Source organism: Winogradskyella sp. KYW1333 (assembly GCF_003335675.1).
GTDB lineage: Bacteria > Bacteroidota > Bacteroidia > Flavobacteriales > Flavobacteriaceae > Winogradskyella.
This window is the reverse complement of sequence record NZ_QPHL01000017.1, coordinates 602239-618397: the sequence shown is the minus strand read 5'-3', so window position 1 is coordinate 618397 and position 16159 is coordinate 602239. Positions and strand designations below refer to the sequence as shown.

Genomic DNA, 16159 nt, shown 5'->3' with positions numbered 1-16159 from the left:
ATTCGCTTAAATTAAGTAACCCTTAGCAAGAGTTGTAAATTTTTCAACTTGATTTTGTTTCCAGTCTCCAGTTTTATTCAATTCTTTCTGAAGTATAGAAGCAACTTTTTCTGCAATATCAATTGATCCCTGTGCATCTAAGAATAACAACCTAAATCGTCTTGCCAAGACATCTTCAACAGTTCTGGCCATTTCAAATCTAGCAGCCCAAATAACTTGACCTACAGTGTATTCATAATTATGATGTAATTTATTCTTATAACTTGCATCCGTTTCTATAAACTTCATTAATTGTTTTGCATCACTACCATATACCCTATAAACTCCATTTAATCCTAATTTTTCATTAGTAGAAATATTACCATGAATAGAAAGTGATTTCGTCTTAGTTGAGCTCTTTTTTAAATTATGGGATTCAATAGCATCGTTAACTACATCTTCACTCATTTCTCTGTATGTAGTCCACTTACCACCGACTATTGTAATTAAGCCACTCTCTGAGTGGATAATTTTATGACCTCTAGAAATCTCTTTGGTATTACTTTTATCTCCTTCTGGTGCCACTAATGGTCTTAAACCTGCAAAAACCGATTTTATATCATTTCTTGTTGGTGCTTTAGTAAAATATTGAGTTGCTGTTTCGAGTATAAAATCTATTTCTTCCGCTAGAGGTTTAGGCTCATAGCTAGGTTTGTCAATTGGTGTATCTGTAGTACCTAATACTACTTTATTATACCATGGAATTACAAACAACACACGACCATCACTGGTTTTAGGAACCATCAATGCCGTTTCACCCTCTAAAAAAGATCTATCCAATACTAAGTGAATACCTTGGCTGGGTACAATCTTGAGACTCTTCTTTTTTCGTCCTGCTAGTTTTAAAATCTTATTAGCAAACACACCTGTTGCATTAATCACAACATCAGCATTAATATTTAATTCCTCGTCAGTTTCTGTGTCTAAAACAGTAACACCTGAAACCTTTTTATCATAGTCTTTTAAAATATCATTAACCCTAAAATGATTTAAGGCTACTGCACCTTGCTCAATAGCTGTTTGTGCTAGGTTAAGTGCAAGTCGTGCATCATCAAATTGACCATCTAAATAGGTCACACCACCATTAAGCCCTTTAGGTATGAGGTTCTTAATTTTCTGACTGGCTTTCTTAGCAGAAATAATTCTAGAACCACCTAATGAAAGTCTAGCAGACAACCAATCATAAATAGTTAAACCAAAACCATAATAATATTTAAACCACCATTTATAACTTGGTATAAGAAAGGTCTGACGTTTAAACAAGTGATTGGCATTTTTCTCCAACAGTCCTCTTTCACGTAATGCTTCAATAACTAATTTTATATTACCTTGGGCGAGATAGCGCACTCCACCGTGAACTAACTTTGTACTTCTACTAGAAGTACCCTTCGCAAAATCATGAGCTTCAAACAATGCTACTTTAAATCCTCTTGAGGCTGCATCTACCGCGATTCCCAATCCACTAGCACCACCACCAATTACAACAATATTAAATTTTGAAGTCGTCTTTAGTTGCTTAATCTGTTCTTTTCTGTTGAACATTAATTACATCTCCTTTAAATATTCATTATACATAGCAATTGGAAAAAGTGCAGTCCACCACAAAAATCTTTTTTTTCTAGCATACCATAAGATACCAAATCTGACGCATAGTTTTTCCCAGAATGTCCATGTTGCCTCAAAAACGATCGCTACATTCTTACAGGCTTTTTTCGTAATGGATTTGGATAAGTCATCTTTTCCATATGCCGTAAGTCCTCTCAAAACCATATAACTTGTTAGTGCCCAATCGCCTCCCAACCAATAATTTCCCCAACTCATTAATAATGAACTAGTACTTGGAGCAACTGAAGCTAATGCGATATTCTTTGCAAATTCTCGTCTTTTCATATTTCATAAATAATCTGTTCTACTTTACCCTTAATTTAAATATAGAAATTAATAAGGCAATTAATGTTATACTTAATAAAAATACAAAGCTCATTTTAAGTGTGAAACTATCTGATATGTAACCAATAATTATTGGACCCAACAAAAAGCCTAAAAATCCAACACCAGTCACAAAAGATATACTTTTTGAAGCTGCAATCCCTTTAGTTGTTCCCGCCATTCTAATTAATTCAGGAATAATAACAGAAAGACCCAAACCAATTATGCCAAATCCTAAAAGGCTAAAAATAAAACTACTTGTTAGTATAAATAAATAACCTATTACTGCCATTAAACACCCTAAGAAAACGATTTTTGAAGACCCTATTTTAGCACTTATGCCATCTCCGAAGAAACGACCAACTGTCATCATAATCGAAAAAATAGTAAATCCAAAACCAGCATAATTATCTGAAGAAATCTCAACTACATCTATTAAATATATTGAACTCCAATGCTCTATAGCCCCTTCATTACCCATGGTAGCCATTGCCAAAAAAGCCAGTATAAATAATGGTTTGAATTTTTTTAACTGAAATTTACCTTTCTTTTTCTCAACCTCAACTTCTGTTTCCTTAATTTTTAGATATTGATGTGACAAAAAAAGATTAGTAGTAATCACTATGAATGCCATTAGTGCAATATGATAAAAAGGAATTTTAAACACACTCATTAAACCAGTTCCAACCAAAGCACCAATTGCACCACCAAGGCTAAAAAAACCATGTGCGGCAGACATAATATTAACCCTGTCTCTTTTCTCCATTTCTGAAACCAAGGTATTCATAGCTATGTCCGTTAATCCTGAAAAAATTCCAACTAAAAATAATGAGCCACATAACGCCTCATAAGATGGCATAATAAGCGGTCCAATAAATGCAATACTGAATACACAGACACCGACAATAGTTGATCTGCCTAGACCAAATTTCTTGGTTATAATTGGAACAATTGGAATAAAAAACAACAGTCCAAGTGCTAAACAAAAAAGAGCAAAACCAATTTCTGAATCCGAGAGTTGTAATTTTTCTTTAACTCTTGGGATATATAAAACCCAAGTACCAATCATAATGTTTAAAGAACTAAAAACCCAAACTACTGAGAAGTATCGCCAATTTGAAAGAATTAATCGTAATGAATACATTTAAAACATCTTAAAATTTAAAAAGGCTGTCCGGTTCTGTGAGTTGGTTCAATTCGTTAACCAATGTCTCATCCAATAATTTAAGTCCGTATTGATATGAAGCATTCATCCAACCAAATCCCTCTTGGGTTATATATTCAAAATCTGTCCCAACATTACCATATTCTGCAAATACTTTATGCGTGGCTTCTACAACGTCATATTTTTCTGGAATGGTACCATTATAATCCACAGCATTCTTTGTAATCATAAACAACCAACGATAGACTAGTTCTTTTAATTCATTTTCAAAGCCATAGTTTTTTAATCCTCCCCAAATTAGCATTTGATGTGGTGCCCAGCCGTTTGGATAATCCCATTGTCGTTGAATAACATCTTTAGGTAGATTGGTATCCATGTTTCTAGATGTACCTACAATCCCACCTTTCTCCTTTAATTGCGTTATTAAAGTTTTTACTAGTTTATCGGCTTCTCTTGAATCTACCAAACCAGCCCAAAGCGGGAAATAATTTGAAGCACTTTCAAATTGAGTCTGACTTTTTGTTTTAAAATTATAGTCAAAATACTGAGCATGCTCTTTATTCCACATTAATTCTTGCATTCGTTCATCTCTTTTATGCATTACTTGAATCCAATATGTACTGTGATATCCTTCAAACTCACCATCAAAATAATTTTCTACTAAATGTGCAAAGTCAGATTCGTATTTGTACAATAGACTATTTAAATCAACTGTATTCAAATCTGCACAGACATCATCTAATCTCCAAGACGTATCATGACCAGATTCTCGTAAACTTCTATCGTGAACAAAATAACGATCTAATTCTTCATTGATAATTTCTCCATTTTGGTACATTTTTGCGAATTCTCTTATAGAAATTCCCTCTTTTTCTGCATACTTTTTCAATTCCATATCAAAATGTCCTTCCTCACATTCTGGTGGCATACCAATTCCTTCAGCTCTATATCGATTTAGTCCATTTGGAGTGAGTCTTTTTCCCTGAACCATCCAAACGGTCTCATATTCTTGAATTGCTGTTTTTAAATGACTCGCAAGCCAGCATTTATCTTTAGTTACTTCAAAGATTTCGGAAATTAAACTACTGTAAAATGGAGGTTGTGTTCTAGTTAGGTAATAACTTCTATTTGCATTTAATATTTTGCCATAGTTCTCAATTTGATACTGAAAATTATCTGCCATAGCTTTTGCTAAATCTACTTTACCATCACATAACAGACCAACAGTTTCAAAATAGCTATCCCATCCATACATTTCATTAAACCTGCCACCAGGAACAACAAATGGAACACCTTTTACCTCATTATTTTCAACCTCAAGTTTTAGGCTTAAAATTCCAGGTTGATTATTTATAGATTTCACATATTCTGCTGTAATTTCAGTTGGAAGCTTTACTGCTTTTATTGGCAATTCCTTTTCTAGAGTATTGTAATAATCAAAAGCTAAACTATCACCATTTGGTACATATACTGGAAGGATTTCAGCAGTTAGGCTTTCATTTTTTGAATCTGAAATAAGCCCTTCAATCCCAGATTTATCCATTCGTCTAGTTAAGCCTTTCCAATAAAAATCTCGTATCATACGAGAAATTCTTTTGGTGGGTAATTCATCAATAAATTCTCGATTTATAACAGCCTCAGATTTACCTTGTTGTTTTTGAATTACAAGTTCTTGTAACAAATTAGAAAGCTGATAAGTCCCCTTGATTATTAATTTTTCACCGCCATTTGACAACAATTCAAATTGCTTTGGTCCATTGTCTTCAATGGTGATTTTTTTATCACCATCAGTATCTTCTTGTTCTAGAAGTTTTGATAATATATCATCAATATCAACTATCATGATTGTCTTGTTTTTTAATAAGACGTTTAATTATTAAAACTGAAACAACCAATAAGGCGATTGGTATAATTAAGAAATAAAAGGCATTTACACCTCCAATATGTTCAAACAATGTACCTACTATTCTAGACCCTAAAGTGCCACCTAAGGCAGAAAAAATTATAATAAGCCCTGACATTGGAGAGTGAAGTCGTTTTGGTAAATGACTTAATACTGTTGAATTTAACAAAGGATAAATTGGCGCAATAAAAAGACCAATTAAGGGTAAAATCAATCCTAATAATGGTACATCACCTAACCCATTTAAAACTACCGCATTACCCTCTATCTTGAGCTGTGGTAAAACACTTAATAATATTACTACCGAAATTATAGAACATACTATAACTATTTTTTCCCAGGCAATTGATTTAGAAACCCAGCCTGCAATGAATCTCCCTAGTGCTAAAGAAATGGCAAGGATGGATGCCATCTGTACACTTAATACCTCAGAAAAAGAAAATATTTTTTCATTAAATCTCGGAAGCCATGTCATTATTCCTTGTTCTATCATCACAAAAAAGAAGGCAGAAAAAATAAAAACTAATACTAAGGGCATCACCAACAAACCCGCTGAACTTTTTATATCATCTATCACACGTTTACCAGAAGTTTCTATTGGTATATTAATCTTAGAAAAAAGCAGTAACACAAATGAAAGTGCTATTATTACGCATAATACCGGATAAACCTGTAGCCATGCATCAGGATCAGTATCACTATAAAAAGCTGGGAATAAAAAGTAAGCACTAGCTATACCAACCATAAAGAATCCTTCTACAGAACTCATTAATGAAGAATGTTCCTTTGGAGTATCTGTTACAACACCAATAAGGCTATACACAGATAATTTTATTAGTGCAAAACTGACACCAACGGTTAGAAACAAAACTTTAGCAGTATCGAAGGTGTTTCCGTAATACATACCTAAACAACCAAAAAAAACTATTACCAATGCAACAAGCATTGCACGTTTATAGCCAAATCTTGGTAAAAATGATGCCACTAAAAATGAGACAAATGCAATTGGTAAATCTTTAAATGCTTCTAATAGTGATGCATCCGATTCAACTACTCCATAAACATTTATAGATTTAGAAATTACAATTCCAACACTATTAAGTAAAATGGCAAATACAAAGTAATTGAGGTATATTGATAGTTTAATGCTAAAATTCTTCATAACTCAAATCCTTTAATTTTCTTCAATATCTACTTCATCAACAGAGGTATTAGGTTCGTTAAGTCGCAAAGCCAGTACAGCTGCTATAACAAAGAAAACTCCGGCAAATATAATAGCATTTGTTGCTACACCGCCTAAAAGATACTTGTAGATTGGCCCAAATGATAAGGTTTGTATTCCCATAGGAATTACTATCATCATGTTTAAAATTCCCATATAAACCCCACGTCTCTCTTGAGAGACAACCTTTGAGACCATAGTATAAGGTATTCCCATCATTGCTGCCCAACCTATACCAAATAAGACCATTGGAATCAATACCATATTTGGATCTTGGATATTAGGAATTGAGAATAAAGCTATTGCCGTTCCCACCAAACTTAATGCATATACTTTTTTACCACCAAACTTCATTGTTAAAGGAACCAATGCTAATGCAACCAACATTGTAACTACGTTATATGTTGTATTCATTTTTGCCGCTTGCGCTGCAGCCTCAGATGTAGAATAGTTTAAAGTTTGTCTAAATAATGGTGTTATGAATTGCCAATAAATAAATAGCGCATACCATTGAAAAAGATATACACCTGCTATCTTCCACATGAATTTTGGCATGTCCTTAATGGCATCAATAATTTCAGTAAATGGTTCTTTTACTCTATGCGCAAAACCAAGACTTTTACTATGATTTATGTCCGCAAGTTCTTTTTCTGTTGGCGGAATTTCTGGTGTTTTTAGTACGGACCATAGAATTGTAGTTATGGACAGAATCCCACCTATATAAAATGAATAATACAACCATTGCGGTATTTTACCTGCAACTTCTAAATCTCCACCAAACCACTTTTGGAATAATATAATTGATCCATTAGCTAAGAGAATACCAGCACCCACAAATAAACTTTGCATTTGATACCCAAGACTTAATTGCTTCTCTGGTAATTTATCTCCAACAAAAGCACGATATGGTTCCATTGCCATATTATTACCTACATCCAATAGCCATAATAATCCTACAGCAAACCATAGCACTGGACTATTTGGGAATGCAAATAAACAAAGACTGCCTATAAGTGCTCCAATAAGAAAATAAGGTTTACGTCTTCCCCAACGTGGCGACCACGTTTTATCTGACATTGCACCTATTATTGGCTGCACAATTAATCCTGTTACTGGACCAGCTATATTTAAAATTGGCAACATATCTTCAGGTGCACCGAGATATAAAAAAATTGGATTTATTGCTGTTTGTTGGAGTCCAAAACTATACTGAATGCCGAGAAATCCAACATTCATATTAAAGATTTGCCAAAAAGACAATCTTGGTTTGGTTAGTTTCATATTGTTTTTATTAGTTAGTTTCTTAATTAAAACATTATCTACAAAAGAAGTGTATTTGATAGCTGAATAAAACTTTCAAATAATTGTTCCAAATAGATAATACAAAAGAAATTAACTACTTGAAAACTTCATTTTTAACGAGCATATTAGCATATTTGCTTTGCTCATTGATAATATTATGTTCTATTTCTAGAACCTTTTCATTGAAATCATTCATAATATCTCTTGCACGTTTTACTCTATTGGATTTTGTGTCTATGAATGAGTTTTCAATAAAAACTTTATAAGTAGTATTTTTAAGGAGCATAGTATAGGTGCCCTCAACAATACAAAAATCAAAACGGCTAGAGTCTATTGTTTCACATCCAATAGAATTATTTTCGTAATGCACTAAGGGTTTATTAATATGACCCTTATTGCTTAAAAATGAACTTAAATGTTTGTCTAAAAGCTTTAAATCAACTTCAGATGATCCAACATTGGCGATATCCTTAAGCCTTTGATTATGATTATCTTTTGGTGGTAAAAAAAAATAGTCATCACCATGAAAAAGATAACCTTTTAATCCCAAGCTGTTTTCGATGTCAAGTAATAGAGCGTATGCCAAAGACGTTTTACCACTGCCAGATTCCCCACCAATGGCAATACAAATGCGTTGACCCGATAAAAGCTGTGATCTTAGTGTATCAATTATTTTATTATTAGTTTGTTTAAAACCGGAATGATATGCAAGCTTATCACCTATCATACTATTTATTCAAAGTTCATTTTAAGATTGTTAACTACAAAATTGCCAATATTTCTTCCTTGAATTAATCCTTCATCTATTGCCGCTCTATAGTGAATACCGCCATATAACCTACTAACCGCTGCCTCTTCAGCTGCTAGATTAAAAGATTTAAAAGAGCGTACTGGAAGTCCGTATGGCACTTCTGTATCATCATCAAAAGCAAAATTATCTCCAAAAATGGCTGTAAGTGCCGTAGATGCTGCTCCAGAAACAACGGAGTGTCCACTCGTATATTCTGGGAATGGTGGTGTTTGTAAAATTGGCAACCAATCCGGATCTAAATGCTGATTTATAAGTGTTTCTGGTCTTATAAGATTGCTTCTGTATTTTTCATCCCAACAACTTATAAATGCATCTGCGATAGCTATTGAAGTCTTAGCATAAGCATTTACAGTTTGTGCTGCATTTGAATTAGTGTTTCTCGAGGCTATCTTAACTATACCAATCCAATGCGCGCCTGGCGATATTTTCTTGGTTGCGAACATAAAATGTCCGCGTGTAACAGACACAAAAGGATTACAATCCCAAAACTGTGCAATTTTAATTTCTTCTGAGTCATCCCCTTTTTTTGTTATCTCCATACTGACATCATAAACATCCATGAGTTCTTCATGAAATTTAGAACCTTCTTCTAAAGAAAATTCAGGATGTTTATTTGGTTTAAACTGAGCTGCAGAATCTAATACAAAGGTTCTGATTTTATTCCAGTGTGGCTCAATACCATCCATATATGAAGGTGGAGTTGGTTGCCATCTAGATGGATCGTCTGTATCAACCGTGAACTTCGGCATCGTTCTAGTTTGATTATAATTATCATTATCCATCCACTGTTTAATATGATTTATTACTTCAAAAGCGTAGGTTTTTGCTGAGTTGAATTCAGGTTCATTTTTTTCCTTCCAATCCGCATAAAGACTGTCCTGTAATACCTCCATTTTCTCTTCAGAAAAAATAAGTGATTTACTCAATTCCATATGCGCAATTATTGCCGCTAATTCTAGATTAATATTCATTGAACTGTCTGGTAACGGAATTGCTGAAAGTTCCTTTATCTTGCCTTCTAAAGATTCCATTTCTTGAGTTTTCTGAGCCAAAATTTCGTAAGCCGCAATATTTGGATAAACAAATACTCTACTGGCTACTGGTGGTGAAAATATATCATGGATTTGTATTTCCATCACTTTGTCTACCGATGCATGAAAAACCTCTGGTGATATTTCGATCGGTTCCACTGGTTTACTGCAACTTGTTATCGCAAATACAATACTCAAAATGTATATATAATGCTTAAATCTATTCATTTCTCAATCCTTCTTTTTGTTGTTTTGTCTTATACGACCTACCATTATTTGAAATAATTAAATATTGGTTTTCTTTTAGTTTAATAATTCTTCTACCTCTTATAGCTTTAGGCAATTTGAGGCTTTCATAAGTAATATTATCGATATCGCTAAAGTTAAGTATCCCTCCTGAATTTGAAGAGGATTCACCTAACTCTGTTACATAGCTTTTATGATTACCTGTAAATATAAGATTACCATTATCAATTATCATATCTTCTAAAGTACTTAATTGTGCTTGTTTTGGTAAAGGAAGGGGCGAAAAAGTAAATCCATCATTTAAATATAACATTGATCTTAATTCATAAATGTACTTGATGTTTATAATTTCATCTTCAGCCTTTTCTGTTAGATCGCCTATGCCCGAAACGTTTACGAATGAATTATAGTCTGTGTATTTTTTTCTTAGATAAGGCATTTGCTCTACCAATTTATCTTTAGAGGCAAAGGGTACATATGTACCAAAGAAATCATAAAATATAAGTTGATCTAATTTTTCATTTTCATCGAAGTCATCTAAGTACATTATTACTGGCCTTTCTTTTGAGGCCTTCCACTTAAAATTAAGCCCAACATTACCACCTATGATGTCTAGATTTCCATCATTATTGAGATCCATAATTTCTATGGAATTCCACATACCATTTGTCTCACCCATTCCAAAATCTCTAGTCTTATCAATAAATTTACCATCATCTGTAAATGACATGATTGTTATTGGCATCCAATCTCCTGCAAGAACTAGCTCTACTAAACCATCATTATTTAAGTCTGCCCATTTGGAATCAGTTATCATTCCGAAGCGTGCTTTAGCATAAATTTCAAAAATATTATTTCCTTTGTTTTTTAATATATAACTCTGCGGCGCTAACCCATAAGCCCCTGGTACAGACCTATTACCTATAAATAAGTCTAACAATCCATCATTATCAAAATCATAGCTAGATACTGAACTCCCATTGGTTCGTATCATTCTAGATTCTAGCTTAGAGAAATTACCCTTACCATCATTTATATAAACCCTGTCTTCTAGTAAAGGATGGCCACTTGGGTAGTCATTTCCTCCACTTAAAGCATAGATATCAAGATCACCATCGCTATCAATATCTAATGAAATGGCATCCGTATCTTCATATTTTGAATCTAAATTAAATACATCGGTAATGCTTTTTTCAAAACTCCCATCTTTATTCATAAAAAACAATGCTGGCTTTTGATTTCGCCCACCACCAATAAATAAATCTTCAAGTTCGTCTCCATTAAAGTCTGCATGTACAGCAGAAGGCCCTTCCTTTGATAAATTTTCAGGCGCAAGTGCGTCCTGTTCGTAGTCTAAGAATACATTCTCAAAATGCCTAAAGGCAAATTCCTCATAGTTAGTTTTAGACAGGGAATTATAATCATTATCCTTTGTGTTTTCTTTCTCAATAGTTACTCGGGTATTAATTTCAATAGAGGTATTTAAACTTTTAGTTCCATCTAACCAAACTACTTTTACAGAATCGACTTGTTCTTTTTGTCCTAAACCAAAATGAACGTCATTTGTTGAGCTAGACAGATATCCTTTTACTGAAATCTGCTCTTTAAAATAAACCTCATTTCCTGCATAGACATATACCTTGGAACCGTTGGTATTAATTTCATTTTCACCTTTACGAAGTTTAACCTTAATATAGTTATTCTCACTAGTATTTTCTAGAAGTGTAACATTTTCATTGATATTATTGACTACTATGTCTAAATCACCATCATTATCCAAGTCTGAATATGCTGCACCATTTGAGTAAGTTCCTTTATTCTTTGAATCAACAAGTACAGATTCAAAAGAAAGATTACCCTTATTGGTAAATAGTTTATTAGGTAAATTTTGAGTTGGCATTAAATCAATGAGTTTTAACTCCAAACTATCCTGCTTCGTTTCGTTATAATTTGCGAAATCTACAGTACTCAAATATTTAATATAGTCTAAATCATTGGGTCTTTTATAAATACCATTTGTAACAAAAATGTCATTCAACCCATCATTATTATAATCTAGTAACAACGGTGACCAACTCCAGTCAGTAGCATGTGTTTCTGTTATTAATGCTGCATCTACAAAATAATCTCCTTGATTTAATTGCAAGTGGTTTCTCGCATATTGTTGTTGAAAGCCAAATGAGTTTTTTATCTGGTTGATTTTATCTGAATCTTCTCCTCCAGATTTTAAAAATATCTCAGAATCATAAGGCATCATATCTAAGCTGTAAATGTCTAACTTACCGTTATTATTAATATCGGCAATATCAACACCCATGGTAAACCTTGTCGTATGGTTGAAATATTCTGTGCTAGATTCCTTGAAGGTTTTATCTCCATTATTAATATAGAGGTAATCATTCTCATGAAAATCATTACCTACATAAATATCCATGAAACCATCATTATTGACATCTGATGTCGCCAATGCCAATCCATATCCTAAAGCACTACTATAAATGTTTGCTTCTTCAGTAACATCAACAAACTTTGACTTGCCATTAACAATGATGTTTTCGAAAAACCGATCCCCTGAAAGCTCATCCTTAGTTGTTCTTGTATTAGAATTTGCATAAGAATAAACAGTGTGAATGGAATGATTCATCAAATACATATCCATATCACCATCATTATCATAGTCAAAAAAAGATGCTTGAGTAGAAAATCCAGAAAAATTCAATCCATATTTTTCTCCTTGTTCCTCAAATTTATTATTTCCCTTATTTATATATAACTCATTTGATGAATTAAGTGTTTTGTATTTTCCAACTTTACACACGTAAATATCCAAAAGACCATCATTATTTACATCACTCATAGTTACTCCTGTAGACCATGAGCTATTTTGGCTTATACCAGCTTCTTCTGATATATCCTTGAACTTAAGACTACCTAAATTGAGATAAAGTTTATCTGGTTTTTGATTTGCGGTTAAATATATATCGTCTAAACCGTCGTTATTAATATCACCTATAGCAACACCACCACCATTATAATAATAAAGAAACTCAATTATATTTAAATCTCCTGTATCTTTTAAATCATTAGAAAATATAAGACCAGAAACTTCGAAAGGGATGTTGTTAAAGGGAGCTTTAGCATTAGTATCTTTAACATTGCCATCTACACCTTCATCTGCACAAGCAAAAATTAATAGAAATATTAAACCTATTTTCTTTTTCATATTAATACTTATATACTTCTAGAGTATCATTATTCTTAGTGACAAAGATTTTATCTCCAAGAATTTCAATATCCCTAATTTCGCCATTTATCTTTATGCCCTTGCCTGTTTTATGGTTCTTGAAATTATTATTACCTAAGTTCTCTAAGTAGTTTCCATAAGAGGCATCATACCTTCCAAACTCAGGCATTACTCCATTAAGATTTCCGCCCAATAGTATATCTAAATCACCATCTTTGTCAAAATCTGAGGTTGCTATTGCGTAAATTGGCGTAAACTGAATCTCCTTAGGTAAGTCTTTAATTTCAAATTTAAAATCACCTTCATTAATCAATAGTATTGTTTTTAAATTATTTACTTCAATAATAGTACTAGTGTTCAACTGTGATTCGGTAAAAATATCATAGATATCTGCATCCTTAAAAGATTCGTAATCTGGATATTTTTTACTTAAATATTTTAATTGATCAACTAAATTATGTCTTAATGCATATGGATATTGCCTTCCATTCTCAGCAGTAAACGTAAGAATAGGGTCTACATAGCTGTTACCATCAAAATCATTTGCATATAATTTAATAGGATTACTGGAAGAAGCTCTAAACCTGCTATTAAGACCATGGTTACCGACTATTAAATCTTCATCGCCATCGCCATCCAAATCGGCCTTTTCAACGGTATTGTACCAGCCTTTTAAATTTGATAATTTATTGTTTTCAATTTCTTTATATGTGCCATTAGTATTTTTGAAAACCCTCACTCCCATAAATTCACCAACAACAACCAAGTCTTGTAGATTGTCATTATCAATATCCATAAATTGAGCATCAGTAATCATACCTAAGGTCAAGAATTCTGATGCTAATTCAGCAGATTTTTCTACAAAGTTACCAGTACCATCATTTATCAATAAATAACCTGAAGCCGGATCTCCGTAATTTTTTGGGATTGAACGTTCTCCTACAAATAAATCTAAATCCTTATCACCATCTATATCTGCAACTGTAACTGTGCTGCTACTGTGATACCCATTCTGAGTAGGTAATATTTGTTCTGAAACAGTAAAGTTTCCTTTTCCATCATTTATATAAAGTTTGTCTAAATAATTTGAGCTGAATTTTGAAAATTCTATACTACCACTACATACATAAAGGTCTAGGTCACCATCAGCATCAGCATCAAAGAATATACTTTCTCCATCCTCAGAGGCTTTATTAGTATTAAAAACAGAATTATTGCCTTCTAAAAAGCGATTATTCTTATTAATAAATAATTTACCAGAATTGCCTTTCGATCCACCAATAAACAGATCTTCATTGCCATCTCCATTAACATCTCCAAATGTCATTTTTGGTCCTTCTGTACTCCTCATAAATGGCATCAAGCGCTCTATGTTGAAGTCTACGTAATTATTTTCTTTATGCTTATAATTTATGGTTTCTAAATCCTTAATGAATAATCCTTCAGGCTCTTCTTCAGAATTTTCTCGGTTTTCCAGAGCATCTTTTTCATCTAATATTATAGTAGTATCCACTTCGGTAATAGGTAACTCAGTAATTTTGCCCGATGGCCAGGAAACAGCAAGAGTTAAATTCTCCGTCTCCTTAAATCCAAAATTAGGTCGTTTATCCATGGAAGACTGAAACCCTCTAACCGGTTGTTGCTCTAAATAATATGTATTTGTAGTGCTTTTCAATTTCAACTTAGCACCAATAGCATCCCTATTTAGCCCTTCACCTTTTAAGATCACTTTTAAATAATGGCTATCTGAATCATTTAATTGATTATCATAGACAAAGAGTGGCATATTTACATTATTAACCACTACATCTAAATCTCCATCATTATCCAAATCACCATAGGCAGAACCATTTGAAAATCCTTCAGTATCAAGTCCATTTTCAGTTCTCTTGAATTTTAAGTCACCAGTGTTGATATAAGAATGATTCTTAACCTTGTTTGAAGGGATAATATCAATTAACTTTTTATAATTAACCTGATTATCTTTTATGATTGACTCTATTACTTCTTGATTAGAAATATATTTTAAATAGTCCTGATTAGTTAAGTCTTGATAAATTCCATTTGCTATAAATAAGTCCTTTAAACCATCATTATCCATGTCAAAAAATAACGCTCCCCAGCTCCAATCTGATGCCTCTACTCCACTGAATCTACCAACTTCTGTAAACGTTAAATCACTATTGTTTAATTGTAACATATTACGCGTAAACTGATGGTAGTAATCATTTTTTACGTTGTATTGGTATTTATTCCAATCTTCAAAAGTAGTTACGGTTTTTAACCGATCATATTCACTTGGTAACATTTCTGTAATAAAAATATCATTGTAACCATCATTATTAATATCTGCGGCATCTGCTCCCATGGAAGCACCACTTATTGAATTAATGGATGACGTTAGACATTCTTTAAAGGTTCCGTCTTGGTTATTGATATATAAATAATCCCTTTCGAAAAAGTCATTAGACACATAAATATCCTGCCAACCATCATTATTCATATCACCTACTGTAACTCCTAAACCAAATCCAATAACACTGCCATATATACCAGCTTTTTCACTTACATCTATAAAAAGACCATCTTTGTTTTCAAATAATTTGTCACCACCTAGTACATCTCGTTTTGGGCGTTCGTTTTTAGTAAGATTAAAACTACCAATTGCCTGATATGAATTATTTAATAGATAGACATCCAAATCGCCATCATTGTCATAATCAAAAAATGAAGCATGTGTTGAAAATCCCTTATCATCTAATCCTAGGTCACTTGCTCTTTCTGTAAATGTAAGATCACCATTATTTATAAAAAACTCGTTTTGTTTATTATCTCCCTTAACATCACCTGAATTACAAACATATATATCCAAATATCCGTCGGCATTAATATCTACCATTGAAACACCAGTAGACCATGCTTTTGTCCCTGCAACATTTGCTTTTTCAGAGATGTCTTCAAATTTAAATCCCCCTTTATTTAAATAAAGTTTATTTTCCTTTAGATTAGATGTTAAATAAATGTCTTGCAACCCATCGTTATTTATATCACCTAGGGCAACACCTCCACCATTATAAAAATTTCGGTATTTATAGACATTAAAATCATCTGTAGATACCAAATCGTTAATGAAATTAATTCCTGTGGTTTCGGTACTTAGTAATTTAAATTGTGGTGAATCCACATTAGCTATAATTTCTTCATTCATATCCTTACAAGAAAAAGCCAACAGTAAAACAAAAATGAAATGAGTATACTTGTTCATTA

At 32.7% G+C, this 16159-nt stretch carries 10 protein-coding genes; all 10 read right to left on the bottom strand.

What is annotated here, in order from left to right:
- Positions 1–6: 6 nt before the first annotated feature.
- Entirely contained in the window at positions 7–1581 is a 1575-nt protein-coding gene (locus DUZ96_RS12500) for a glycerol-3-phosphate dehydrogenase/oxidase (RefSeq protein WP_114302266.1), read from the bottom strand.
- Positions 1582–1584: 3 nt separating this feature from the next.
- Complete coding sequence (locus DUZ96_RS12495; RefSeq protein WP_114302265.1) at positions 1585–1929, bottom strand: hypothetical protein; 345 nt, start codon at positions 1927–1929, stop codon at positions 1585–1587.
- 19 nt (positions 1930–1948) lie between these two features.
- Complete coding sequence (locus DUZ96_RS12490; protein ID WP_114302264.1) at positions 1949–3112, bottom strand: MFS transporter; 1164 nt, start codon at positions 3110–3112, stop codon at positions 1949–1951.
- A 10-nt stretch (positions 3113–3122) separates the two neighbouring features.
- Positions 3123–4976 (bottom strand): alpha,alpha-trehalase, encoded by a 1854-nt coding sequence (locus tag DUZ96_RS12485; protein WP_114302263.1) that lies wholly within the window; start codon positions 4974–4976, stop codon positions 3123–3125.
- Entirely contained in the window at positions 4966–6198 is a 1233-nt protein-coding gene (locus tag DUZ96_RS12480) for a sugar MFS transporter (RefSeq protein WP_114302262.1), read from the bottom strand. The genes DUZ96_RS12485 and DUZ96_RS12480 overlap by 11 nt, the downstream gene beginning before the upstream one ends.
- 12 nt (positions 6199–6210) lie before the next feature.
- A complete protein-coding gene (locus DUZ96_RS12475) occupies positions 6211–7539 on the bottom strand; it encodes an MFS transporter (RefSeq protein WP_114302261.1) in 1329 nt (442 codons plus the stop codon).
- Positions 7540–7654: 115 nt separating this feature from the next.
- Positions 7655–8287 (bottom strand): hypothetical protein, encoded by a 633-nt coding sequence (locus DUZ96_RS12470; RefSeq protein WP_114302260.1) that lies wholly within the window; start codon positions 8285–8287, stop codon positions 7655–7657.
- 5 nt (positions 8288–8292) lie between these two features.
- On the bottom strand, positions 8293–9630 hold the full coding sequence (locus DUZ96_RS12465) for a vanadium-dependent haloperoxidase (protein WP_114302259.1): 1338 nt from the start codon (positions 9628–9630) through the stop codon (positions 8293–8295).
- Complete coding sequence (locus DUZ96_RS12460; protein WP_114302258.1) at positions 9623–12871, bottom strand: VCBS repeat-containing protein; 3249 nt, start codon at positions 12869–12871, stop codon at positions 9623–9625. Before DUZ96_RS12460 ends, DUZ96_RS12465 begins: the two co-directional genes overlap by 8 nt.
- 1 nt (position 12872) lies before the next feature.
- On the bottom strand, positions 12873–16157 hold the full coding sequence (locus DUZ96_RS12455) for a VCBS repeat-containing protein (RefSeq protein WP_114302257.1): 3285 nt from the start codon (positions 16155–16157) through the stop codon (positions 12873–12875).
- Between the last annotated feature and the right edge of the window lie 2 nt (positions 16158–16159).